We start from the raw sequence: 25679 nt of genomic DNA, 5'->3' as shown, positions 1-25679 counted from the left end.
AGAATGATCAATGGAAGAATCGACTAGTGAATTTTCTTATCTAAATGCTGAATATATAGAGCAAGTGATTGAAGAATATAAGGGAAACCCATTAATTGAGGCGCTACCTGAGATTTATTCAACAAATGAAGCATATAAAAACATGCGTATTAAGCCACTTTATTCAGAGAAAGAACGAGAATTATCAAGTGAGATTAGATATCAAATGTTATTTAGATTGCAACAGTTCTTTCAGCCAGTCAGTCAACACCTTGATTTAGAGAGGCGTTTTTCTAGGTTAATTAGAACAGGCTACATTACAAGAAACCCACTTAACGCTGATGAAGTGAAACATTTAAGGGGTTTTAAGGTTAGTTCAGTACCGGCCGCTTCTAGTTTTACATTTATGGGGTACTCCGGGATAGGGAAGACAACTGCGATTGAGCAAGTTCTATCCTTATACCCAAAAGTTATTTTACACACCTACCCAATTAACAGAATACAGATCGTGTCGTTAAAGTTAAATTGTCCACACGATGGCTCTTTGAAAACTCTCTGTTTTGATTTCTTCTTTAAAGTGGATGAATTGATAGGAACGAACTACTTTAGTAAGTTTGCTAAAAGAAGTAATTCAATAAGTCAATTAGTTATTCAAATGGGGAGGGTTGCAAGGTTACATTGTGTAGGGGCTCTTATTATAGACGAAATTCAGCATCTTATTTCTGCTACAAGGGACAATGGATCAGAAAAAATGATGAACTTCTTCGTTACTTTGATTAATGAAATAGGGATCCCAATTGTGTTAATAGGGACTATGAAAGCCAAATCCATTCTTCAACAAGACTTTAGACAAGCTAGAAGAGGAAGCGGGCAAGGTGACATTGTCTGGGAACAAATGAAACAAGATGATGATTGGGATATGTTAATTGAAGGAATGTGGAAATATCAGTGGACGAAGAAGAAGGTCGAGTTATCTACTGAGCTAAAAGAAACGCTTTATGAAGAGAGCCAAGGAATAGTGGACGTAGCTGTGAAGTTATACTCTTTAGCGCAAAGCAGAGCTATTGAAACAGGTACCGAGGTAATAACTTCAAAATTAATAAAGGTAGTCGCTAAAGAAGATTTAAAATTGATTCAACCTATGCTAAATGCTCTAAAAAGAGGAATATGGTCAGAAATTCAGCAATATGAAGATATAGCCCCAATGAATTTATCAAGGTTTTTAGAAGAGAGAAAATCAAAGATCGATCTTAGAGCCTCAATGCAAAAGCGAAAGGAGCTTCAGGAGGAAGAAAAACAAAAATTTGAAGGATCAGTAATGGAGAAAGTAATAAGCGCTTTAATATCGTTAGATATCCCAGCGAAAGAAGCAGAAAAAACCGTTAAAAAGATAATTAAAGAAACAAAAGAGGATAATCCCCAGATAATACTACAGAAGTCAATGGAATATATCAACGAGAAAGAAGATAAAATGCAACAAAGACGAGATGTACAGAAACAAGCTGCCAAGACAAATGTTCTACAAGTGATTGTGGAAAAGGGGAAGAAGGAAAAACTGAGAGCATATGATTCCTTGCATAATGCTGGATATATAAAAGATCCAATGAAGGAGTTTTCCATGTGATTCCCCAACTCGGGTTTATACCAAGACTTTATAATGACGAACTACTTTATAGTTGGTTTGCAAGGTACCATGTTCATTCACCTAATGAGAGTATAAAAGAAACCATGAGGGACTTATTTGATAAGGAAAGCCAATTGGCTGTTCCAGATTTACCTTCTAACTTGGCTGCCTTTTACCAGAAGGTCTCACCCTTTATTACAATTAAATTAGACGAGTTAATTGAGAAACATACCTTTTACTATTATTATACTAGGTTTACTAGTATGGAGTTTCAAGTAAGAGTTCTTGAATTAATGAAAACTAGCGAAGAACTTGGGGCCATACATCTGATTGGGGGAATGTCTAGTGAGATAAAAGAAAAAGATTTCTTTTATTTCTGTCCTCAGTGTCTATGTGATTATTCTAAGACACTGGGAGAACCATACTGGAAGATCCAACATCAGCTACCTGGAGTTTTAGTTTGTACAATACATGAATGTGAACTTCAAAAAAGTAATGTGTCCTTTAGACCGATAAACCGCCATGAATTTGTTGCGGCTAGAAATGATAATTGTATAGATAAAGCCTTTAAGGAAAATTTCATCCCAGCAGAACGTTCTGTTTTATTGAAGATCGCAAAAAAATTAGAACTTCTATTATCAGAAAATTCTGTTCACCTAACTAATTATAAGAGCCAGTTAGCTGAAAAAGGTTTTTTGAAGGATAGTGGGAGAGTTGACCAGAGGTTACTCTTTGAAAGGTTTAGGGCGTTTTACAGCGAAGGTATCCTACAAAAATTACAATCCAACGTAGATTATTATGATGAATCCTGTTGGTTAAAGGCAATCACTAGAAAACATAGAAAAACGTTTCATCCAATTAGGCATGTACTAATATCAACTTTCTTGGAAGAAACAAGTAATATGAATGGTTACAAGGATAAGGATCCCTTTGGTTCTGGACCTTATCCTTGCCTGAACAAGGCTTCTTCACATTATAAACAGCCTGTAATAAATAAGGTGGAATTTATAATATGTGCCCGGACCAATAAACAAATAGGTTTATTTAAATGTGGGTGTGGTTTTGAATATTATTCTAAAGAGGTTAAACAAGGTATTGACTCCTTACCTATAATAAGTAAGATAAAAGATTTTGGACCAGTTTGGAAGGGTAAATTAGGTGAACTAATAAGTACCCGTAAACATAGCTATAGGGAAATTGCAAGAATACTCGGTGTCGATACAAAAACAGTAATTAAGTACACAAATCTGGTGAAGAATGAAATAGTATTTGAAGCAATAAGTGTTAAAAAAAATGATTTGTTAAATGAGAGGAAACAAGTTTGGTTGGAATTGCTAAAAAATAATTCTAGTAGTATTACGGAATTGAGAGGGCTTAATCAGTCTGTTTATATGTATCTTTACCGAAATGATAAAGATTGGCTTAAAGCAAATTATCCAAAGAATGCTCATGCGCGGAAGGAGGCTAAACCTCGTGTGGATTGGGAAGAGAGAGATATATTTTATTTGCAATTAGTAAAAGAGAAGATTAAAGAATTACTGAGATTAGAGCCTCCAGTAAGAGTTACTATTTCAAGAATAGGAGCAAATTTAGGTATCAGAAGTTTGCTGCAAAAAAATCTAAGCAAGCTACCCAGAACACAGGAATTAATACTTCAAAGGACAGAGACAATTGAAGAATTTCAAATACGAAGAGTTCAATATATCAGTAATGAACTAAAAAATAATGAAGAAAGTTTGGCTGACTGGAAAATAAGAAGGTTGGCTGGTTTAAAAAATAACTTAGGCGGTTCGGTCGAAGAAGCTATATCCCAGTTAATAAATTAAAAAGGGGGAAAGTATTATACATGTTAGGTTATTTTCCACCATTATATGAAAATGAATTGTTTTATAGTGCTATCGCTAGATACCACTGTCACTCAAGTAATAATAGCTTCTCACAAACAAAGATGGATATCTATAATGTATCAGGAGTGAAAACAAATGTTGAATTTGTGTCAAGACTGAATGAGTTAAAACCTAAACTTGATTTGTTTAATTACATTTCATCAGATGAGATTATAGAGAGTCACACTTTTTTTCCTTATTTCACCTTCTCTATTGACCCTTGTTTAAGAGAAGAGTTAAAACAAAAATTATTGAAGGGAGAAGATATCCAGAAACTTTATCTGAAACTTGGTTTGCAAGGTTCAAGTGTAAGGAAACCTTCTTTTCTAATGTATTGCAAGAGGTGCTTAGAAAGTGATAAAAGGCGACTTGGAGAAGGGTATTGGCATGTGAACCATCAATTGCCAAGCTCTTTTATTTGTTTAGAACATGACGAAGTATTACTCGAGAGTAACGTGCCAGTTAGGAGTAATAAAACAGAATTTATATCTATAAGTTATAAGAGCTGTGGTGATAATATAGACGAGTCTACTCTTCGAGTAATAATAAACCACTATCCTATCATCAAAGCTTTAACAAAAGCAGGAATTGAATTATTAAAGGAAAAAATCAGTGTAAAATCCGAACACCTTCATATAGCTTATAGGTATTTCTTAGGCCTAAAAGGCTATTTATCAGTTAATGGCACAGTAAACCAAATAGAACTAGCTGAAGACTTACTAAATTTCTATGGGGAAGACTTGTTAAGTATTTTTAATTGTAGTTTTAACCCCGGTGAAAATTTTAGCTGGGTTAGACTCATTACAAGTAAACATAGAAGTGTTTTTCACCCAGTTTACCATTTGTTACTCCAATGTTTCCTAAATATATCTGTTAGTGATTTGAACAAGGTTGAAAACAAAAAATACTCTCATTTTGGAACCGGACCATTTCCATGTTTGAATCCGGCGGCTAACCACTATAAAGAATTACTAATAAACGATGTGCAAATAAAAAGAGATCATAATACTGGAAACCCTAGAGGTCTATTCACTTGTGAGTGCGGTTATGAATATGTACGTATTGGCCCTGATAAAGGTTTAGATGATATCTATAGATACAATAGAGTATATGAGTATGGTTCAGTATGGAAGGAAAGACTTTTTTACTTAGTATTAAATCAAAAATTAACCTATAAGGCCGCTGCTGCAGAACTGCAAGTAAGCCATGAAACCGTAAGAAGGTATATTAATAACTTTAAAAAACAACCTAAAAAACAACCTCCTACACTTAGTAAAATTGATACTTTAAAGGAGAGATGGTTAACGTTAGTGAATGAAAATCCTGGCTATTCCCAAGATCAAATAAGAAATCAGGATAAAGGATTATATTCACTGTTATTTCAATACGATAAAGAGTGGCTAAAGGAGAATTCACCAAAATTTGTCCCGTTTAGCATTGGGAATAAACGTGTAAAATGGGTAGAAAGAGACCAACAATATTTTGACTTAGTGAAGACAACTGTTAGGAATATTAAAAACTCACCTGGAAAACCAATAAGAGTCACTATAAATAGAATAGAAACCGAGTCAGGCTTATACTTTATTAGCAGGAATTTAGAAAATCTACCTCAAATTAAGAAGTACCTGGAAATTGTTATTGAACCAACCCAGGATTTTCAAATAAGAAAAGCTAAATGGGCGATAAAACAACTTGAAAAAGCCTATGAAGAAGTATCACTTTCTAAAGTAATTAATATGTTAAACCTATATCATGCGCTTAATTCAGAACTAATAGAAACAATAAATGAGTTGATTGATGAAAATTATAAACGAAAAAAGGGAAGATGAAAAAATTGTAAAACAAGTAAAGTTAATCTTTGCCGACAAATTAGCGAATTACCCGATTTTAACCGATATTGAGTAAAACCCCCTTTATGGTCCGGTTAAGAATAAAGTGATATTCAAGTAGCGGGGATTATTGCGGAACAAGAAGAGGACATAGATCTAAAGAAACCAGAGCTTTAGGCCTGGTTTTTCTGTTTGGAAAATTGTTATTTGCTTTTCCCTCCCGTAACTGAACCCCTTACTAATTGAGACTTGTATAATAAATATAATTCACCTAATAGGGCGAAAACATCACACAGGTATGTCAATAAAGAATGATTTCTTATAGTAAAGACACATTCTACCAAAATCAGATAAGTCACTTTCTTCCGTTGAATAGTATAATTCTACTAGGTGATTAGCAATAAAACTTAAAATATTATCCAAACAGCCGAAATAAAAGGTATATATAAAATACCAGAGATATTAATACAATTGGAGGACATATGAAAAAAGTTCTTATAATTCCTGTATTCTTAGTTATGAGTATTGTTTTATTGATGGGGTGTTCTTCTAAAGAAACCTTATCTAAAGAGAAACTTTCAGAAAAAGCACCAGAAGAATTAAACAATGAAATGAAACAAAATGACATCAAGAAGGTAGCAGTTGAGAAGAAGACTGAAGAAGTACCAGAATTTACTGAAGGTGTGGCCGCAAACATATTAATTGAATTTAATAATGTGTTTTATTCGTTGCTCGACGGATATAGCGGAGGACCAATAAAGGAGTTTCATACTAAAGAGGATTTGTTTAAGGAGTTTGAGGGGATTGCTACCCAAGATTTAAACAAGGTGTTTTTGGACATGTATTTCATAGAAAAGGATGGAGGTCTTTACCCTCGAGAAATTGATGCGCCTCTTCTCTTTAATATAGACTCTGGGTTTAAGATTGATAAAAACACACATACACTGATGCAACGGATTACCTCGGATATTGCGGGAACTGTAGATTTGGAATTTACTTTCTCCCTTCAAAACAATGAATGGTTATTTAGTGATTTAACAAGCCAATCAATTGTGCATGAAGAAGAAGTAGTTGACCAACCTGTTCAGGAGGAGAAACTAACAGAAAGCCAAGCTTTAGCCCTTGTAGGTCAGGGTCTACGTAGTGCATCTTTAGAAATATATGAAGTTGGCGATGAAGGTGATTACTTTATCATCAAGGCAATTGATAAGGAAGCAAACAAGGAAAGCTTTTTTAAAGTAGGTGCCAATGATAAATCAGTTGAGGAAATAGAACTTTAGAGAAAGTTTTAGTCCTGAATCCTTCCTTTAGGTAGATTTTTCACTTTGTACTTCTGGAACTCAAGGGATATTAATAGGAACTGGATTTCAAGTGGTTTTTGTAAGCTTATAATAGCATAAAATTGTGGTGCTGTTTATAGAGTAAAGATTGGAGGAGACAACAGTTGGAGAACTCATACTTAACAGACAAAGAAAGTATTTTATCAAACATAAGATTAACAAAGGAAAGGATAAAGAAACTAAAAAATAACTATGATGATTATTACTTGATTCATAAAAAACCCTTAAATTTTAATTGGCTTCAACATATTATTGTTTGGTTAATCATGTTGTTTGTGGTTTCATATGCAATAGACTTTATAACCTTACCTTTAGCATATATTTTTGGGCGTGGAGAACTAAGCGATTTTGCCTTTTGGGTTATTGTTTGTTTATATACTGTTACTTATATTAATACATATGTTAGAATCAACAGGAAGAAAATGAAAAAAAAGTTAACTCAATATGCAGATAGAATTTTAGAAATACCTATTGAGAACAAAAAACTCCTTTTCGAAATAGAAAACGAATCGGTGGTTCCTGAGGATTACAGAAATATTTATACACTGGATAAGCTTGAAAGGTACTTCATTAACGGTAGAGCGGATGACTTGAAAGAGGCATTAAATCTATTTGAAGAAGAAAAAAGATACGATGAGCAAATGAATGAAATCAAAGTAATGCAAGAGTTACAAATAGCTACTTATAGAAAAGCAGACGAGGCTTCTACCCTTGGTTGGATTAATTTACTTACTAAAAGGTAATACATTCGCATTTATAACTACTGTTTATATATTTAGCTAAAGTGACCTCCTCCGAAGAATATGAACTGGAAAAAGGTGAAACTAATGAGTGAATTTAAAATCTTAATTAGTGAGCGGCCGCTTCTCTAAGAATTTGTGGAAATGTAAGTAGACCAGAAGTCTGGTGTGAAAGTGAAATATTGTTTAATAAGTAAGAAGGGGAGTACGTGAATGGCCCACCTTCTCACTTTATAAAGCGTTCTAAAGCACGCAAAGGTGAAGTTTATAAAATTCACTCAAGAAGCTATTGAAAGTGTTACACTCTGCTAAATTAAAGAAACTGAAGAACGGAAAATGAATTCCTAAGTTCCTTACGAATCTTTAAATTGAACACTTAAGGAAAGCTTGCGAGAGCTCCTTGAAAATGCATTGTTTGAATTCGGATTTCACAGGTTGCCGGGTAGGGGGAATTGTAAAGCTTAAACGAGGAGACATAAACTTCTCGGTTAACTCTGTTATTGTTCATGGGAAAGGTGACAAAGCGAGGGAATTGTATTTTACATTTGCTGCTCCCGTTTGTTGAAACAGTATTTGGTCGTCGATCAAGTGGAGTGCCTGTTCATAACTAAAAGAAAACCCAATCACTGAATGAGTATTATATGATTCGATACATAAAAAGGGTTTCTAAACGAGGTAGTGTAAAGAAGAGCATACACCATCATCAATTAAGACTTAGCTATGCCACTCACCTAATATGGAAGTAGTCTAAAGCCTTTGGGGATATGAAAAAAAGTGAGACGACAAAGTTCAATGCTCAGCTTAATGGAAAGTTGGGCAAGGATTTCTATGGGAAATATTATTAAGGTATAGAGTTTCATCCTTTTTGGATGTGAAGCTCTTTTTTTTGTCCATATAATTGAACATAAGTATTTCTGAAAAAATGAAAAATAGCAGCTTTTTATAAAAATTCAGTGTTCAATGCAACTTTATCAAAACTGAATCGTCTGTTTATTAGCGGCTAAATGATGGGATGTTTAATTATGGTATTGAGAAAACCTTTAAAAACAATTGAGAATGCTTACAATGAGCATTACTTATATTTAAGAAATTTTCTGATGGGGCTAACCAGGGATGGTCAGTTAGCAGATGATATCATCCAAGAATTATTTGCGAAAATTCTTTTGAACCCATCGAGGATTTTAGAAGTTAGTTATATGAAGAGTTGGCTTATCAAAGGAGCGAGAAATACACTTCTGGACCATTACAAGAAGAAAAAACCAGCACTATTGACTGATGAAAAAATTATTGAGTCATTGTTAATCAAGGATGAATCACCTGAAATCAAAATTATGATCCGAAATGAATTGGAACATACTTTGAACTCTTTGTCTCCTACAGAAAGGGCCATCATTTTAGCAAAAGAATATCACGGCTACAATTACCAGGAAATTAGTGACCTATTAAGTATTCCAGTTTCCACGCTCAAGTCTAAGGTGTTTAGAATAAAAAAGAAGATAGTGAATGGGAGGTGCGAAAAATGAATGACAAGGAGAAAATCCATCATTTATGTAATGAGCTAATACCGATAATAGATGAAGTAGATCCTGAAACGAAAGAAATTCTTTTGGATCATATGAAGAAATGCAAAGTTTGTACAGATTCTTTTTCAACCATTCATGACTTTTATGAGGTGTTATCACCTGCCTCACCAAAAGAAGAAGCGGAAATACCTCCACTAAAAAGATTAGTACAATTTAATACTGGTCTTAAGATTATTTTAATTGCAATAAGGTCTGTCATCTTATTTTATTTAGTCTTTTCTAGCCTCGACTTCACACACGGTGCGTCCCTCACGTTAAGAGAGATTAATCGAATTGACGCAGGGATGTTCCTTTTTTATTTTCCAACATCAATCTTTCTAACTGTCTTTACCTTTACTTTCTTCAATAAGAAGTGGAGTTTTATTTCACTGGGGGTGGATGTGCTTCTCATCACCCTTACGACTCCTATTTTGAAATGGATATTAATGTAGAGAGGGAGAATATTACATGTTTACTTTAATTTTTGTGGGTGTTTTTTGGGGTCTTCTATTATTTACATTTACTTATACAGTGTCAAAGAAATTTGGTGCATATTCTATCCCCCCGCTTATTAACTTTCTTGCAGCCTTTATAATTACGGCTTATGGATTTGTTTATATTCAGAGGTTTGAAGGAATGGCCTATGGCTTCCTAGGATTAGGCTTCTTGATAACGGCGATATTGGGAACCATCAGTTTACGATTCCTGGCGGGTAAAGATGAAAGAAAACCTTTGGTAAAGAGAGACAAACTAACTCTCATTGCAATGCCTATAATCTTCATCACATCACTTTTAATCCTTATATATAGTAGTGATAATTATTGGATCATTGATGAAGGGAGTACGAAATTTGTTCAATCAGCTGACCATGAGTATGAAAATTACTATCGAGTCACCACAATTTCTGAAGGTAGTAAACAAGTAACCTTAACTCTTGGTGAAAAATATATGGGAAAAGACATTGATGTAGAAAAGGTTAGGCAAAATGATCGAACTGAAAGAACTGTCCATATAGGGGAAGGAGAAAACCCAAATGAAACTCCATATATTATGATAGGAATCGATGAAATCAAGGAACCACTTATCGTGAAAACCACAGAAGGGATAACGTTTGAATCAATAGTTGAAAAAGTAAAGAAAAAGTAATTATTGTTCTGATGGAGAAGGAGTCATTTTTTTATTGTTTGGTTAATTCAAATGAAGTCTGTAGGCTATTTTGTTAATTTGATTTAAAAAAGGTGTGGAATTTAGAAAAATATTTATGAGTCATTTCAATAACAATAACTTCTATTTTTTCAATTTAACTTTTGTAAATAGAACCGATGTTTCGTTACTAATTCGTTAGCGTAACAATAGGTCTTTGTTCTTTCTCATATATTGAAGTAATTAGGTCGTTCAAGTGAAAGGATAAATATTCTTATTCAACAGGGGTTTGTCCAGAACAGGATGAACTTCTTTTTAGGAAAGGTTTTGCTTGAGTAAGAAGTGCAATTTTGAAATAATTGGAATTGAGTTAAGTGAGCAAAAGTAAATTAAAATATATTAATAACGTGGAAAATTAAATGCTAAGAGAAATTTTATGATGGACAAGCAAAAAGCTTTAATTATCGTAGATGTTCAAACTGCTTTCGGCAGGATATTCAAACTGCCGAGCAGAAGTCGGCATTGATAAAGAAAACAAGCATAGAGAGAACAATAATAATGTTAAAAGCCTTTTCACTTTTTTCACCTCCTGTCTCTTTCATAGTTTTAGCAATTTATTAGAGGAAAGTGCATATCCTTCGTTAAAGGAACATTTTTTCAATTAGTATACTAAACATAGTGCTGCTTCTGGATATTACTGAAGAAAGCTTAACTTCAACGGACCTTTTGATAGAATAGAACATTTTCATAAATAGTATCTTCTCTGAATAAGAATAAAAGTAAAGTATTTCAATTTATTTATTTGATGAAAGAGGATCATATGGGGGTTATGATTTGAAGAATAGATCTTTCCTTGTAATATTTTCTATTTTAGTTTGTGTGATTGCATTTTGTTTGATTTTCAATAGAGACTTAACCATATCGAGCAATAATGAAGAACAACCTTTTGTTGCTAAAGAGGTATCACCAGGTAGTAAGAGTTCCTATAATCTTTTATTGAAGATGGATAAAGATGAAAAGGTTAGTGTAGAAGCAAAAATTGCTATTACCAATATTTCTGAAGAAAAATGGGATCGTCTTGTTTTATATCTCATTCCGAATATATTTACAGAAGAAAATTCACCCTCATTAGATCATCCAGCAGCTGTAAATATTAAAGATATCAAAGTAAATGGAACAAGTTCAAATTACTCCTTAGAAAAAGACACCCTAACCCTCCCCTTAAAAACACAACTGTCTCCGAATCACAATGTCAATGTTCAAATAGACTATGATTTTACAATGCCATCAGAGGGATTAAGATTTACAAAAGTCGGAGAAAGCCTTCACCTGGCTCAATGGTATCCTATGGTACCAACATATCGAAACGGGTGGAATAAACAAGAGTATCTATCAAGAGGTGAAACCTATCATACTCCCTTTAGTGATTTTCAATTGGATGTAGAAGTCCCACCTTCTTATACCATAGTTTCATCAAGTGAAGAAGATGATTTACTTAATAACCAAGGCACAAAAATCAAAGTGAAAAATGAAAAAGAGATTTTCCTTGCTTTACTAAAAGATAACTTGGTTTTTGATAAGACAACGACTATAAATAACGTGAATGTGCGTGTATTCAGTGATAAAGAAAGAGCTGATCAAGCAAATGAAGTGCTAGAAACTGCGGTAAAAGCTTTGGACTATTTTCAGAAAGAATTCGGATCTTATACTGCTAAGGAGTTCGATGTAATACTTGGTGGGCTTGGGATGGAGTACCCAAATATAGTAACTGTGGGTTCTATTTACAACTCTAAACCACTAGACTCAGCCGCATTAAGACGTATGATTGTTCACGAGGTAGCACATCAGTGGTTCTATGGGATGGTTAGCAATGACCCCTATAACGATGCTTGGCTAGATGAGGGTCTAGCAGAGATTGCTACGCTTTTGTATTACGTTGATGATAAAGAGGAAGACGTTACTTTTGATTTTGGGGATCAATTTAGAGAAGAACTTAGTCTCCCCGTTAATCTTCCTTTAAACCGATACCCTAACGAAACTCAAAGTTCTTATATTTATGGAAAAGCATCTTTGGGACTAGGGATGCTTTTTGAGAAGTATGGGGGAGAAGGAACAGCTAAGAAATTCCTTAAAACCTACGTTGAAGAGTACAGGTACAAAGAAATTAACACCAACGAGTTTGTAAGGTTTACTAAGCATTATTTCAACTTAGAGAATAATAAAGATTTTGAAGGATGGCTGGATTTGAATGAAAAATAAGCTTTTTTATGCGTTCCTTTTTAGGAGTGTTCACTGAACAACTGGCACCCTTTGCTCAATTAAAGGGCAGGCTAATTGAAGAAGGGATTTATTTTGAATGAAGGTGAAAAGCTGAATAAAGTATTTGGAGAAAAAATAAATAATATTAACTATGAAATGAGAAAAGGAGTTTATGCAGTCATTTTCAATACTAAAAGAGACAAAGTTATGACTGTCCACAATGGGAAAGGTCATCACTTTTTACCTGGAGGCGGAATTGAAAATGATGAAAGCCATCTCAATTGCATTGAGAGAGAAATGCTAGAAGAAACAGGTTACAGGGCAATTATTGTTTCTTACATTGGTAATGCAATGAGATACTTTCAATCAACTAAAAGCGAACCATTGCTGAGTGATGGATATTTTTATTTAGCAGATTTATCCGAGAAAGTGCAAGAACCATATGAAAATGAACATTACATCGAATGGATTGATATAAAAAGTGTGAAATACCTCCTTGTTCACGAGCATCATTATTGGGCAGTAAATGAAGTATTAAATTTGTAAATATTTAATCAAGCCTTTCTTCAATTATAGGGGGCGTTAATTGAATAACGACTATAAAAAAACGGGTCAGGGGGCACACCTCTGACCATTTTTTTAAGCAAATATGATTATTTTTCAGCTGCAAATAGCTCGACAATTTCGTTTGTTAATTAGAAGTTTGTACTCCAAAACAGAACCTGTTAGGAATAAGAGTCTTTTCTTTTACAAATCACCCGGGAATTTCTTGAGGGTTAGCTAAAAAAAGACTTTGAAGAGGAGTTACTGGCATTTGGGTTTGATGGTGTCTACTTGTATCCACATGAACATGATGAGGGGTGCTCGTGTAGGAAACCTAATACGGGTATGCTAACTGAAGCACAGAAAGAAAATGAGTTAGATCTGGAGAACTGTGTAGTGATAGGAGATCTTTGAAGTGATATGGTTGCTGCAGCAAGAGTCGGAAGCATAAATATCTTAGTTAGAACTGGAGCTGGCGAATCTGCTCTTTCTGAAAAATCCGATAAACTATAAGGTGTAAAAATAGAATACATAGCAAATAATCTTCTACTTGCAATAGATTGGTTGTATGAGGAGTAATACTTAATCCTTATCCCTGATAACGTAGCATGTGCTCAAGATCAGGTAGCATTTCCGGATATTTTCTTTCTTTCGTTATCGAGCCAAATTGTTGAATAAGAAATATTATTATTGCTCCTTTTAATTATGATACTATTTATATAAATAAAGATTAGTTTATGATCAATTAAAGAACCTTTTTATTAAGTGAGGATAACCATGAATATATTTTTAGATACTACTGTTACCTTTTCAGACCCATTTTTCAAAAGGAATTACAACCGGAATTTATTAAAGTTAGCTAGAGATTATAAAGAGTTAAACTTTTATATGTCTGAAATTGTCTATAAAGAAACCAAAAGACATTTCACAAAAAATGTTAAAGAAAATTTAGAAAACCTAAATAAAGCACAAAGCAAATTACAAAATTATAAAAGGGGATATTTTGAAACAGGTGTGGATGCTAGAGCAGAGATAGAACAAAATGTGAAGAGCTTATTGAAGGACTTCGAATCGTTTTATTCAGAACTACAAGAAGAAGGCATATTACATATCTTATCTTGTCCTGATAGCATTTTACCTGACCTAATAGATAGAGCTGTAAATCGAATAATGCCGTTTAAGGAGAATAAATCTGAGTTCCGAGATGCAGCAACATGGTTAACTTATGCGAACTACACCGAACAAAATGATTTGTCTGATTGTTATTTTATTACTGAGAATGTATCAGATTTTTTCGATGATAAAAAAGAAAATATACACACAGATTTACTCAAGGATTCAACCAAGTTTAAGCCTTTTTTCACGTTAATGAAACTTGCACAAGAAGACCGGAAAATACAACTATATATAAAAGAAAAACAAGAGAAAGAACTAAAAATACAAGAGTGGATTGACGAAAATAATATTGATGAGAACTTTGTTCTTGGATATTTTAAAGAATCCAGTTTCAATGGACTGTTTACCCAAATATACTCACTAAGTTCTGACTACATATCTTCATTGAATCGTATTAACTTAGATGGTATGAACTATAATGGTGAACCAAATCTTGACAGCATAGATATAAGGGGAATTCAGGACTTTAACATAAAAATTATAGCAGAGGAAATTATTGTTTCAGGTGAATTGATTATAGAGGCTGACTGTACAATTCAAGAAGTACACAAATTTGATGATGAAACAATTTATGAGGACATACCATTTTCATTAGGGTTAAAACAACCATTTTCCTTTACACTCGAAAAGAACAAATCTATGATAAATTTACAATTTGAGGGGATTGGTATATTTAGGGCAGCAAGGGTAGATCCAACAATTCATTTCTAACCGATTTACTATGATCGGGAGCTTTAATGAAATAAGAATCACAAACTGAAATGATCAAACTTTTTATAAGATCAAAATTTATAGGGGAATCGTGAGACCTCTAGTATCGCCGAGAATGTTTCCACAGAATCCAGAGTAGAAAACCTTTCCTTGCTAAATGATGTTAAATAAGAAATAGATTAAAGAACAATTTCCGGGATTTACTATATATTTCCTTTGGTATGTGGTTGCCCATAATAAACTTTTAATAAATACTCTAAGTCAGGGACAACAGTGAATAGTATTGGACAAGAAAAACTAAAATCCCCACCTACTTCCATTTCCAAACAAAGAGAATTTATGAAAAAAAATGAAATTGAGTCATTTGTAGAAAGAGATAAAAAAATATATAAATATGTAAATCAAATTTTACAAATAGAAAATCTGATGCAATCAATTCTGCTAAAGTAGAAAGTGCAATTGAGTTATTAAAGAAAAGCTTAAAATTCAAACATGGTAGTAAATGAGTATAGAACATTTTTGTCACTTATTTATCGTGGGATTGAAAAATATGGATAATAAGTATATAACTTTTTTTTAAACACCGTTCTTTACAGAACGGTGTTTTGTTTGTTTTACTAACTAATAAGTAAAGGACTTTTTTGTAAGTGAACATTCCTTGATATAGTTGTAAATCAACTATATCAAGGTTTTTTTGTAATTGGGCATACATTATGCCTTACACTTCCTTACAATTTTGTCCTCCTAGTATTGAAACGTCTATCATTATTCTTTTAATTAGAATGAGTTCATCCCAATTATTGTTTTTACCCTAAACCGGGTTAGACCATTGATGGTCTAACCCGGAATTCTCTATTCATTTTTTATTCCTGATCAGAAAGCAAAACTCTATGGTCCCTAAAGAACGGCATCAAATCTCTACCTGTTGATTTCTCCATAGATGAAATAAACGTATGGGTGGTAGAAATGCCGAATTTCTGTTGTTTGAAATAAGTTTGCATCGCGGAGTAAAATGCGTCATCTCCAAGCAGCTCCCGCAAATCGTTCAAGGTACTGGAGCCATAATTGTAAATCATATAATAATAAGCGCCAATTCCACCATCATCGGCTCTTGATGTAAAATCAGCAATCTGGCTTGATAGATGGTAATAGGAATCTTCAATTGGATCCACTTCCAGAGAATCCAATTCCCCGTCGTATAAAGCAGCAGCGAAGCTTGCAAAGGATTCGTCGAGCCATGGTTCATCATATTCGTTATTCCCTATGATGCCATAGAACCATTGGTGGCCGATTTCATGTGCATTGACTGATTTAGCCCAATCGAGGGGGCGATCTCCTGCAAGACTGATCATGACAAGCTGAGGATATTCCATCCCTCCGAACCAGCCTTCCATTGTCACGATATCCAATTCCGGCCAAGGGTACTTCCCGAATTTCTCGCTGAAGAGCTTGATGCTTTCTTCTCCGGATTCGAGTAAGGCCGCAGCATATTTGGAGTGTTTTTCTGAATAATAGACGTTGATTTTGATGTTATTGATTTTAGAGGAAATGGTCCGATAGTTTGGATTCATTTCCAAGGCAAAATCACGTACATTCGTGGCTTTATAACGATGGGTCGCCTTCTCACCTGAAATCTTCGGCTTTACGATTTCTTCACCGGTAGCGGCAATTACTTGATTTTTATCGGTTGTAATCGTCACATCATATTTCCCTGATAGTGAATAGAAAGATTCACCGTAAGGGTAGTAAGGGTCCACATTCCAGCCCTCATCATCGTAAACTGCCAGGATAGGAAACCAGTTTCCCATAGAGACCGTATCCCCATACCAGCCGAATCGATCCTGCTGTTCGGGTAAGCTCACTTCAAAATCCATGCTGACTGTTGCTTTTTTATTCTTAGCAAGTGCTATCTCCATGATATGTAGCGCTGTGTCATTCACTTCAAAAGGTGAGTCTTCTCCATTTACTCTGACATCGGATACTTCCATTCCGCCGCCATTTTCCTTGAAGACATCGGCATTACCCCATAGGTTGAAGTACAATTCGCTCAGGTTATTCTTTATGTTATTTTTGAACGAAACTTCCAACGTACCGACCGCTTTATGGGTGGTGGCATTATAGTCCACATCAATGGTGTAGGCCGGTTTCGCAGGTCCAAGGGCGTGTTCGTTTTTCTTCTGAGCCTTCATCGTGAATGGCTGAGATGGGAGCTCTGACAAATCTGGTATTTCAGATGGGATATAAGCTCCTTTATGGTCTGGCTTTGAGAGATCTTTACCACTTGCAGAAACGGGGAAAGCAACCCCCAGGGTAATGATTGCTGCAGCTGCCCCCATCATGATTCGTTTGGTTATACGTTTACTATTCATCCAATCCCTCCTATAAGTTTCACAAACCCAATAGACATTTACTGGAACTTCTGTGCTACTTAAAGGATTCGGGGAGGAGGGTAGGTATCCCTTGATACTATTTTCTCAATTATTGGAAAAGGAAGCAGGGTGCCGAATGGAAGAAATGTGTGAAATGGCCCATAAAGGGAGAGCTTGTCCGAGCACTTTCCTTTACCCAATCAAGCAAAACCCTTATAATCATACAAATAGATTCAGTTCTCTTCGTGCACCAGCGAATAAGAGTAACCTGCTGCTCCGGCAGTCCAGGTTACTTTTTTATTGGAAAGGGTACGATAAAAGAGAATGAAATACGGCGAAAAAAGTAAGGGTATGATAAGTTATGAAGCATTTACATAGACAGCATATATGGCTGGGGAGGCTACTTGCGTCTGATCCCGGCAGAAAAAGATTTCAGCAAGCGGGTAAGGCAACGATTAGTTTAGTATCAGCTGTGTTTACAATGCTTTTCTTTTTGAAGTATTTTCATCATCCCTCCATTACACCTGCCATTGTGTCGGGTATGGTGGGTATGCTTGGAATTTTCGTGGTCATGGATGATACTACCGCTAAAAAGAAGGTTACGACACCGTTGATTGGTGTCACAGTAGCAATCGGGATAACATTAGGATCTGCCTTTGCTCAATACAGTCTCGTAGTGAATGGGTTACTTGTAGGGATGATTTTTAGTGCATTTTACTTCTCTCGCTTTGCCATCCGCTATTTTTCCATGGGAATGGCAGGGTTTATGTCCATATATATATCTTCGATTCTACAGCTTGATGTAGCACACTTGGAATGGTTCTACCTTGGGATCGTCATTGGTGTTGTATATGCGTTCCTTTATAACTTTATTATCTTTAAGGATTCGGTCCATATGTTAAGACGAAGTATGCGATCGTTTCACATTCAATCTAACCTGACGTTTACCATCTTGATGAAAATGATTGAAGACCCAGAAACGAGCAATAAGCGAAGGAAGCTGTTGGACCGGAATGTAAGAAGGTTGAATGAGTATGCAAGAAGTGTAGCTGGTGATATCAATGAAAATGATTTAAAGAAGCTATGGCCAGGTATCGAGGCTTCCCAGCTGCGACTATATGTCTTTGACACAGAAATGCTTATTCAGACGTTGACGGATTCTTTGAAGAGGCTGAAGGACTTGGAAGCGTTAGAGGTAATGGAGCTCCGGCGCTTGTTAGTTTGGGTTCTCCATTCCCTACGAGATGCCGAAGTATTGGCACAGGATTATGATCCTCGTTCCCTTGAAGAAGCTGAAACAGCAATTCAAGCTCTTCGCTTGCTATTATCAGAAGTACTCAATCAGGAAGAGAAGCCTCAAGGATGGGTATATCTTCTAAGACGAATCGAGTCGATTGCGAATCATGTGCTGGAGGCAGCCATCACGATTCAAGAATCACTGAAGGTTTCAGAATACAAAGAGATACCAGTAGAGAGCCCGAACGAGTCGGAGGATGAGGAAAAAGAGGATACTCAGGAAGAAACCAAGAGTTTAAAACCCGCTACCCGTAAAGCGATTCAGGCATTGGTAGCAGGGACATTGGCGATTATTGTTGGAGAGTTAATTGCTCCCGCACAACCTTACTGGGTATTATTAACGACCTTTATTATCCAAATTGGAACAGAAACTGTAGGGAGAACGTATATTAAGGCTTTCCAACGGTCGATTGGGACTGTGATTGGTGCGATACTAGGATTCGGTGCAGCCGATCTCGTATCCGGCCATTCTCAGCTGGAAGTCATCCTTTTATTTGTCGTTTTGTTCTTGGCTTTTTATCTCTTTACAGTCTCCTATACGCTAATGAGTTTGTTCATTACAATGTTGATTGCATTCATGTATGACCTCCTGCTGGGTGGGATCAGCATGCAGTTAATGGGGGCACGTGTCATTGATACAATTGCAGGTGCTGTGATTGCATTGACGGTCTCGGCATTCGTGTTTCCTAAGAAAACGAAAGACAAGGTGGCGGATAGCTTTGATGACTTCTTTGCTGACCTTAAAGGCTACGTTTCTTCTTATATTGGTACCTTTATCGTATTAAAAGATAAGCCATTGACTGATCAGGCATTCGAATTAGATCAGAAGATGCAGGCAATGAAGGATGAGGCCCAGTCACTTCTGCAAAGACCCGGCTCCCTGACGAGATCGGGGATCGGTCGGTGGATCACCGTCGTAACTGCCATAAATTATTATGCAAAACATCTACTGGCGTCTTCTCATCGAAAGGCCCCAGTTAAGGCTTCGGAAGAACTGCGTCATGCGTTTCGTGAAACGGATGAGAAAATCACCCATAACATCGAAACACTTCGGAAGCTGGTAAAAGGAAATGAAGGCAAACAGTTCATGTGGAGCTTGAGCGGGGAGCGGGAAAGAATCGAAACGCTTGCCCCGAGCTGGCGTAAATCACAGGTGGATCTCATCCATCACTTTTACTATGTGTGGAAGATCAATCAATCAATTGTGGCACTTGGTGAGGAATTAGGAAGTGAGGTAAAAAAAGGGTAAAGCGGATTTCGCTTTACCCTTTTTTTAGGCTGGGTACTTGTGAAAAGAATCTTTTCACAAAAATTGTTGCTTTCTAACATATTTTTACTATTCAGGCTGAAATGGTTTTATGGGCTTTCATTTTGGGAAAAACATACCATCTACATAATCGCGAGGTGGAAGAAGTGGCAGCAGAAAGCCTATTACTGACAAAAGAACAAATGAAAGACCCTGAGATTGTTCCCAAATGGGTAATCAATGAATATGAGAATTTTCATAACGTTGTAACAGATCGATCGTTTCCATGTTACTTCGGGATGACCGGAGAGAAAAAAGGGGAACTCCGTTATTCCTATATCAGTCATGATAATTGGGAGCATCTGCCTCAAACGATTCAAGCGTTTATCGATTTGTTTGATATAAAAGATGGGGAGCGGTTGATTCGCCACGGTTTTTTCTTATTTGTAGAGCCGGAAGAAGAGGAGAGGTCGATCCCTCACTACAGAGAATATTTTTGGCGGATACTGCAGTATCTTCATCATGAAGATGAGTTGCCTTGGCCAGACGATTACCCTGAAGATCCGGATCATCATCTATGGGCATTTTCCTTTGCCGAAGAGCCGTTTTTTGTATTTGGAAATGCCCCTGCGTATAAACAGAGAAAGACGAGGGATCTTGGGAATAGCCTGGTACTTGGATTTCAGCCAAGAAGGATTTTTGAAGGATTGGAAGGAACGTCAAAGGGTGGCATCATGTCCAGGGAAAAAGTAAGGGAACGGGTAGAGAAGTGGGATGGTCTGCCTAAGCACCCGAATATCAGTCATTATGGAGACCCTGACCACCGGGAATGGAAACAATACTTTATCGGGGATGATGTGGAACCGATTGAGGGGAAATGTCCATTTCATCATAAATAAGAGGGTGTCAGGCAGTGCCTGACACCCTCTAACTTAATAAATATCCACATTCCCACTTGAAACGGAAACATTGATAGTATATTTACCAGACCCGGCCACTCCCCATATGTCCCCATTGTCTATCTTCTGATTCTGTAAAGGAAGATTGCAGGAAATGTCTCCGCTGCTTGCATTCCCATTCAGTTTGAAGCTTGCATCTTCCGGTAAATCCAGGTTCACTCCCCCGGAGCTGACATCAAAGTTCAGATCCCCCTTTAGGGCAGTCATAGAGACCGTCAATTCCCCTGAGGATAAGTCCCCTTTCAATGGACCTTCATAATTCGTTAATTTCACATCTCCAGAGCTGATTTCCACGTTCCCTTCTTTTGTTGAGAGAGCATTTACGATCATGTTCCCGGAAGAACCATCATGCGAGAACACATTTGTCTCAAGGTTTGCAAGTTCCATGTCCCCGGAACCCATTTCCACCACTAATTTATCAAGCTTCATTCTCATTGCTTTCGATTCTCCCGCCATGACCAGGTTGCCAGATCCAATGTCGATTCCCATGCTCCGTTCATACTCTTTAGGGATGTACACGGTTACGTTTGAGGTACGATTGAATCCCACCCATTCATACCATTTATGCTTGACCGCTACTTCAATCGTTTCCCCTTGTTGCGTTAAAGTCAGAGTTCCCTTTCCTTTCATTTCAACCTTGACTTCATTTTGGTCCGTGGGGATCACTTCAGTGTTGCTGCTTTCCATATTTAAATCGATATGGTCGATCTTCTTGGTCACTTCGATCCGATCTCCTGACCGACTTTCTTCCGCAAATAAAGACGTATTGTCATTCAGAATAAAGTAGAGTGTCCCTAATGCCAAGAGAGCAATGATGACGGCAAAGGCATTTTTCATTTTAATCCCTCACTTTGGATTTTTCCATTTTATAGTATTATTGTAATTCAGGCGAAGGGTCCCCGCAATGAGCCATAGGATTATTTTACAGTCAGACCAGAGGCGTAGTATGGTAAGCCTTAGAAGGAATAGGAATGACTGGTACAAAGAAAAATAAAGAAATCGATGGGTTTACAGTAGGAGGGAAATATAAATAGACCGGCCCAATAGTGTTGGGTCCGGTCCAAACTTTACTTTCCAATAAACATTTGAGTCCAATAAATCCCTTGGCTTGAATCCTTCGCAGTTCCTACTCCAATATTGTTGATTGCATAATGAGAGAAGGCTTTTATCAGTCTTTAATATGTACTCATGAAGAGTTCTTTATCCTGTTAAAAATAGGGTGAGGACTTGGGAATAAAGGTTTTCTTCCTTCCAAGCTGAAGGGAATCGATTTATTTTGGTTCGGATTGGGTATACCGTACATGAGAGGTGGAGATTAACTAAAAACAACATTCAAGGAGTGAATTTAATGAACCATACCCCTATGCCCCCAGGCTTTTACGAACAGCCTACATTGGAGCTCGCTAAGGAATTGTTAGGCTGTGTGTTGGTGAAAGAAACGAAAGAGGGAGTTGCTTCTGGTTATATTGTAGAGACCGAAGCTTACTTAGGGCCAGAAGACAGAGCGGCCCACAGCTATGGAAATAGAAGAACAAAACGGACGGAAGTGATGTTTCATGAAGCCGGACGAATTTATACATATGTCATGCATACCCACTGTTTGGTGAACGTAGTGAGTGGAGAACAGGAGAAACCTGAAGCAATCCTCATTAGAGCGGTTGAACCTCTTGAGGGATTGGAGCTTATGGCAAACAGAAGATCGGGACATGTAAAGAGAAATTGGACAAGTGGCCCTGGGAAACTGACGAAAGCGTTAGGGATTACCATGGAGGATTATGGGGGAAGCTTCTTAGAGCCACCCTTAATGATCACCAAGGGTTATAAACCAGAAAAGATTGCAACTGGAAAACGGGTAGGGATTGATAATACGGGAGAAGCAAAGGATTATCCATGGAGATTTTGGATAAAAGACAGCCCATATGTATCGAAATAAAGCTATTATTTGAGAATTTTCTAATAAGTTGGATAAAATACACACCATAAGTACTATATATGTGGTATATTTTTCTTATAAGACAAATATCTTCAGAAAATGACAATTCGAATGGGAGCTTTGAACCTAAATGATAGTTGGGCGCTTACACTTAGGGGAGCTAGTAGCGCAACCGACCACATACGAACGCACATAATGCGTTTTTGTGTGGTTTTTTTATAGAAAATGTCAAAAAATAAAGAGAGAGTATAGGGGTCCTATGAACATCTTTACTATTTTTCAAAATGACTTAATCTATCATGATTTTCAGCCTTTATATCAGATGGGTGAACATCGAACCCTCTATGCTTATGAAGGTTTGTTACGAAACAAGTATAACGAAAATCCAGAAAGTGTATTTCAATCGGCCATGAAAGCAAATATTCTCTATAAGCTTGATACCTTATCCATATCAAAAGCTCTGGAAAACTTTTCGAAGAATGGTCTCAAGGACTGTAAATTATTCCTGAACATTTATATTACGACAATTCTGCACCCCAGTTTTCACACTTATTTCTATAACCTCATGAAGAAGCATCCTGACATAGAGGGACGCCTTGTATTGGAAATCAATGAATCAAGTGCTGAAGAATTGTGGCAGAATCCATTGTTGAAAAGTTCCCTTTCAGAGCTCAAACAGTTTGGTGTGTGGTATGCGATCGATGATTTCGGGCAAGGAACATCCTCTATCAAGAAATCCATTGAGTATGAACCTGAAATCATTAAACTTGACCGCTATTTTGCGATGAATTTAGCCCAAGATACAAAGAAACAACGATTCCTTTCCTTTTTTAGTAAATTTTATGGCAGTGATACCGTGATTGTCTTAGAAGGAATTGAGACTGAACAGGATATGCAAGTGGCAAAGGACATCGGCATTACCATCGGCCAAGGCTTTTATTTAGGCAGGCCAAGTCAGTTATTGGCGTAAATGGGGAAGAGTGACTCAGAAACATAGTGAGTCACTCTTTTTTGTCATGTAATTGTCAGATTTGAAATAAAATTGAAAAATTTTAACATTTCCATTAAACTGTGGAAAAGGGAAAAAAAGGGGGAAGGAATCAATGAAGTTTTTCGTGTTTCCGATCAAATTTATTTTCTACTATATTCTTGGTCTGATTGGGATCTTAGCCGTGAGTATCGCGCCGGAAGTATTCAGAGAAAAGGGGTTATACAATTTTGTAGGGTACATTGAGGGATTTATCAAGTTTATCTTTGTGTTTATGGATGGGGAAAGTTGGAGTTACTCTTATAAGGGAGTTACTGTCGATTTTCTGGACATCCTTTGGGGACCATATTTGTATTCACTTCAGATCATAGGTGGAGCTTTGGGCATTGGGCTTGGAATCGCCTTTATCCTTACCATTTTCACCGTATTTTTACCACGCCCGCTGACATCCGCTCTTAAGAAAGTATTAAATCTCTTTGAGACAGTCCCAGATTTAATGGTTGCTTTCATGCTCCAGCTTCTGATTGTCTATGTGTTTAAATATTTCGGTGTAGAACTCATGAACTTTACCGAGTTTGGGGAGGAAAAGGTATTTCTTGCTCCAATGATCACTCTATCCATCATCCCCATGATCTCATTCTTCCGTATTATGCTTTTCATCATGGAGGAAGAGTTGCTGAAGCCTCATATTGAATTTGCCCAAAGTAAGGGAATGTCTAAAGGCAGAATTCTCTTTTCCCATGTCATGAAAAATATTTCTCCGAGCCTTTTTTCTCATGGCAAGTTGATCATATGGGGAATGTTATCAAGTCTATTTATCATTGAAACGATTTTTAATATGAAAGGGATCACTTATTATATTGTTCATGATTTCCGACCTATGGTGATTGCCATTTCATTAATTATGATCTACACGCCTTTTTTCGTGGTATATCAAGGTGTATACCTTTGGATTAATCACGAAAGTAGCGAAGATCACTCCAAATACAAGAAAGATAAAACAAAGTGGAATGAGTGGAAAATTTGGGGTTGGCTCTCTACTATTAAACGGTTATGGTGGCAGCATATGCACAATGGGAAGTTTGCCATCGGCTTTAGCGTGATCTTCATCTTGATTGTGACTAGTTTCCTCTATTCATGGGTGAAGGAAGAGCCGGTTAAACATATCAATTTCATGAAAAATGATGAGGGGCGAATCATTAGTGCACCTCCGCATAAACCCTTTGGAGAAATGATCTTGGGGTCGGATTTCTTTGGTTATAGCATCCTCGACCAACTTATCGTTGGGGCGAAGTATACCCTTTTGTTCGCTTTAGTCGTGGCGTCAATGAGGGTAATCGGTGGATTCTATCTTGGTATTGTGTACCATTTTCACCTGAAAGAGACAAGGAAGAACTGGCTTGACCGCTTGGTTGATTCTATTCATTTTCTGCCCTTAAGTCTGATTGCGTATCTTCTATTAAGGCCTGTACTATGGGGATTCCCGGTTCTTGGATGGGATCATTCCATGTTTGAACGCTTAGTGTTTGAAGCAGTCGTGTTAACAATCCTGGTACTTCCATTAACGACAGTATTAATCGGAAATGAGCTTAAGCTATTGGGAAAACAGGATTTCGTCCTTTCTGCGAAGCTCCTAGGTGGGAGTAATAAGCACCTGCTCTGGACTCATCTATTCCCTCATCTCGCTCCAAGATTATTCATTATATGGGGACAGCAATTTATCCAAACCCTTCTAGTCCTTGTCCATCTGGGATTATTTCACCTCTTTTTGGGAGGTACCATTATCAAGGGTGGGTTACTACCCGATCCTCCGAAATCTGGTACATTTGAATGGTCGGGGTTGATTAGCTCCACGAAGGATTCCCTTATGACCGGTAAGTATTGGATCGTCATTGCCCCTTTAGTGGCCTTTATGATCTCAATCATTGCCATGCAGCTTATCGTTCAAGGTGTGAAGGAAATACAACAAACGAAAGTAGGGGTCCTTGTTAGCAATAAGCCAATAAAGAAGAAACATTCATTAATAAAGAAAAAAACGTACAGTCCAGCGGTTGAAGACTTCAAGTTAATACACCAGCACACCTTTAAAGGATGAG

20 protein-coding genes and 1 riboswitch are annotated in these 25679 nt (G+C 36.7%); of the genes, 18 read left to right on the top strand and 2 right to left on the bottom strand.

Going from position 1 to position 25679, the window contains the following annotated elements; genetic code table 11:
• The first annotated feature begins 10 nt into the window (after positions 1-10).
• From FGG79_RS18985 to FGG79_RS18925, 12 genes are all read left to right on the top strand, one after another.
• A complete protein-coding gene (locus FGG79_RS18985; RefSeq protein WP_138781248.1) occupies positions 11-1603 on the top strand; it encodes an ATP-binding protein in 1593 nt (530 codons plus the stop codon).
• Positions 1600-3429 carry a TnsD family Tn7-like transposition protein gene (locus FGG79_RS18980; protein ID WP_138781246.1) on the top strand — a complete coding sequence of 610 codons (1830 nt, stop codon included), beginning with the start codon at positions 1600-1602 and terminating at the stop codon, positions 3427-3429. The genes FGG79_RS18985 and FGG79_RS18980 overlap by 4 nt, the downstream gene beginning before the upstream one ends.
• 20 nt (positions 3430-3449) lie before the next feature.
• Entirely contained in the window at positions 3450-5318 is a 1869-nt protein-coding gene (locus FGG79_RS18975; protein ID WP_138781244.1) for a TnsD family Tn7-like transposition protein, read from the top strand.
• Between the two features lie 482 nt (positions 5319-5800).
• Positions 5801-6598 carry a hypothetical protein gene (locus tag FGG79_RS18970; protein WP_138781242.1) on the top strand — a complete coding sequence of 266 codons (798 nt, stop codon included), beginning with the start codon at positions 5801-5803 and terminating at the stop codon, positions 6596-6598.
• 164 nt (positions 6599-6762) lie between these two features.
• On the top strand, positions 6763-7401 hold the full coding sequence (locus FGG79_RS18965; protein ID WP_138781240.1) for a hypothetical protein: 639 nt from the start codon (positions 6763-6765) through the stop codon (positions 7399-7401).
• 1019 nt (positions 7402-8420) lie between these two features.
• On the top strand, positions 8421-8921 hold the full coding sequence (locus tag FGG79_RS18955) for an RNA polymerase sigma factor (protein ID WP_138781281.1): 501 nt from the start codon (positions 8421-8423) through the stop codon (positions 8919-8921).
• Positions 8918-9412 (top strand): hypothetical protein, encoded by a 495-nt coding sequence (locus tag FGG79_RS18950; protein ID WP_138781238.1) that lies wholly within the window; start codon positions 8918-8920, stop codon positions 9410-9412. The genes FGG79_RS18955 and FGG79_RS18950 overlap by 4 nt, the downstream gene beginning before the upstream one ends.
• A 16-nt stretch (positions 9413-9428) precedes the next feature.
• On the top strand, positions 9429-10106 hold the full coding sequence (locus FGG79_RS18945; RefSeq protein WP_138781236.1) for a hypothetical protein: 678 nt from the start codon (positions 9429-9431) through the stop codon (positions 10104-10106).
• Positions 10107-10937: 831 nt separating this feature from the next.
• A complete protein-coding gene (locus FGG79_RS18940; protein ID WP_138781234.1) occupies positions 10938-12362 on the top strand; it encodes a M1 family metallopeptidase in 1425 nt (474 codons plus the stop codon).
• A 93-nt stretch (positions 12363-12455) separates the two neighbouring features.
• On the top strand, positions 12456-12908 hold the full coding sequence (locus FGG79_RS18935; RefSeq protein ID WP_240794332.1) for an NUDIX hydrolase: 453 nt from the start codon (positions 12456-12458) through the stop codon (positions 12906-12908).
• Positions 12909-13250: 342 nt separating this feature from the next.
• Positions 13251-13319, top strand: a complete 69-nt coding sequence (locus FGG79_RS22215; RefSeq protein ID WP_240794334.1) for a hypothetical protein — start codon at positions 13251-13253, stop codon at positions 13317-13319.
• A 363-nt stretch (positions 13320-13682) separates the two neighbouring features.
• Positions 13683-14792 carry a PIN domain-containing protein gene (locus FGG79_RS18925; RefSeq protein ID WP_138781232.1) on the top strand — a complete coding sequence of 370 codons (1110 nt, stop codon included), beginning with the start codon at positions 13683-13685 and terminating at the stop codon, positions 14790-14792.
• Positions 14793-15655: 863 nt separating this feature from the next.
• On the opposite strand, the gene FGG79_RS18920 is transcribed toward FGG79_RS18925, so the two are convergent.
• Positions 15656-17161: a M1 family metallopeptidase gene (locus FGG79_RS18920; RefSeq protein ID WP_138781230.1), complete on the bottom strand. Its 1506-nt coding sequence runs from the start codon at positions 17159-17161 to the stop codon at positions 15656-15658.
• A 91-nt stretch (positions 17162-17252) separates the two neighbouring features.
• Here FGG79_RS18920 and FGG79_RS18915 point away from each other — a divergent pair, with 91 nt between their 5' ends.
• The 3 genes from FGG79_RS18915 (at position 17253) to FGG79_RS18905 (ending at position 20602) form a co-directional block, all read left to right on the top strand.
• Positions 17253-17489 (top strand): hypothetical protein, encoded by a 237-nt coding sequence (locus FGG79_RS18915; protein ID WP_138781229.1) that lies wholly within the window; start codon positions 17253-17255, stop codon positions 17487-17489.
• Positions 17490-17522: 33 nt separating this feature from the next.
• Positions 17523-19706: an FUSC family protein gene (locus tag FGG79_RS18910; RefSeq protein ID WP_138781227.1), complete on the top strand. Its 2184-nt coding sequence runs from the start codon at positions 17523-17525 to the stop codon at positions 19704-19706.
• A gap of 200 nt (positions 19707-19906) precedes the next feature.
• On the top strand, positions 19907-20602 hold the full coding sequence (locus FGG79_RS18905) for a YqcI/YcgG family protein (RefSeq protein WP_240794333.1): 696 nt from the start codon (positions 19907-19909) through the stop codon (positions 20600-20602).
• 33 nt (positions 20603-20635) lie between these two features.
• On the opposite strand, the gene liaG is transcribed toward FGG79_RS18905, so the two are convergent.
• Complete coding sequence (liaG, locus tag FGG79_RS18900) at positions 20636-21499, bottom strand: LiaG family protein (RefSeq protein ID WP_138781223.1); 864 nt, start codon at positions 21497-21499, stop codon at positions 20636-20638.
• Between the two features lie 511 nt (positions 21500-22010).
• Here liaG and FGG79_RS18895 point away from each other — a divergent pair.
• From FGG79_RS18895 to FGG79_RS18885, 3 genes are all read left to right on the top strand, one after another.
• Positions 22011-22595 (top strand): DNA-3-methyladenine glycosylase, encoded by a 585-nt coding sequence (locus tag FGG79_RS18895; RefSeq protein WP_138781277.1) that lies wholly within the window; start codon positions 22011-22013, stop codon positions 22593-22595.
• 106 nt (positions 22596-22701) lie between these two features.
• Positions 22702-22782: riboswitch (cyclic di-GMP riboswitch) on the top strand.
• A 72-nt stretch (positions 22783-22854) separates the two neighbouring features.
• Positions 22855-23565, top strand: a complete 711-nt coding sequence (locus tag FGG79_RS18890) for an EAL domain-containing protein (RefSeq protein ID WP_138781221.1) — start codon at positions 22855-22857, stop codon at positions 23563-23565.
• A 133-nt stretch (positions 23566-23698) separates the two neighbouring features.
• Positions 23699-25678 (top strand): ABC transporter permease subunit, encoded by a 1980-nt coding sequence (locus FGG79_RS18885; protein WP_138781219.1) that lies wholly within the window; start codon positions 23699-23701, stop codon positions 25676-25678.
• The last annotated feature ends 1 nt before the right edge of the window (position 25679 follow it).

The sequence above is a fragment of the Bacillus sp. BHET2 genome (assembly GCF_005938125.1).
Taxonomy (GTDB): domain Bacteria; phylum Bacillota; class Bacilli; order Bacillales; family Bacillaceae_B; genus Rossellomorea.
This window is presented reverse-complemented; position numbering and strand designations above follow the sequence as displayed.

What these genes read in the sequence shown, in the direction of transcription:
- FGG79_RS18985 (WP_138781248.1), top strand. Translation starts at nt 11, where the DNA reads ATGGAAGAATCGACTAGTGAATTTTCTTATCTAAATGCTGAATATATA.
- FGG79_RS18975 (WP_138781244.1), top strand. Translation starts at nt 3,450, where the DNA reads ATGTTAGGTTATTTTCCACCATTATATGAAAATGAATTGTTTTATAGT.
- FGG79_RS18970 (WP_138781242.1), top strand. Translation starts at nt 5,801, where the DNA reads ATGAAAAAAGTTCTTATAATTCCTGTATTCTTAGTTATGAGTATTGTT.
- FGG79_RS18955 (WP_138781281.1), top strand. Translation starts at nt 8,421, where the DNA reads ATGGTATTGAGAAAACCTTTAAAAACAATTGAGAATGCTTACAATGAG.
- FGG79_RS18950 (WP_138781238.1), top strand. Translation starts at nt 8,918, where the DNA reads ATGAATGACAAGGAGAAAATCCATCATTTATGTAATGAGCTAATACCG.
- FGG79_RS18945 (WP_138781236.1), top strand. Translation starts at nt 9,429, where the DNA reads ATGTTTACTTTAATTTTTGTGGGTGTTTTTTGGGGTCTTCTATTATTT.
- FGG79_RS18925 (WP_138781232.1), top strand. Translation starts at nt 13,683, where the DNA reads ATGAATATATTTTTAGATACTACTGTTACCTTTTCAGACCCATTTTTC.
- FGG79_RS18920 (WP_138781230.1), bottom strand. Translation starts at nt 17,161, where the DNA reads ATGAATAGTAAACGTATAACCAAACGAATCATGATGGGGGCAGCTGCA.
- FGG79_RS18910 (WP_138781227.1), top strand. Translation starts at nt 17,523, where the DNA reads ATGAAGCATTTACATAGACAGCATATATGGCTGGGGAGGCTACTTGCG.
- FGG79_RS18905 (WP_240794333.1), top strand. Translation starts at nt 19,907, where the DNA reads ATGAAAGACCCTGAGATTGTTCCCAAATGGGTAATCAATGAATATGAG.
- liaG (WP_138781223.1), bottom strand. Translation starts at nt 21,499, where the DNA reads ATGAAAAATGCCTTTGCCGTCATCATTGCTCTCTTGGCATTAGGGACA.
- FGG79_RS18895 (WP_138781277.1), top strand. Translation starts at nt 22,011, where the DNA reads ATGAACCATACCCCTATGCCCCCAGGCTTTTACGAACAGCCTACATTG.
- FGG79_RS18890 (WP_138781221.1), top strand. Translation starts at nt 22,855, where the DNA reads ATGAACATCTTTACTATTTTTCAAAATGACTTAATCTATCATGATTTT.
- FGG79_RS18885 (WP_138781219.1), top strand. Translation starts at nt 23,699, where the DNA reads ATGAAGTTTTTCGTGTTTCCGATCAAATTTATTTTCTACTATATTCTT.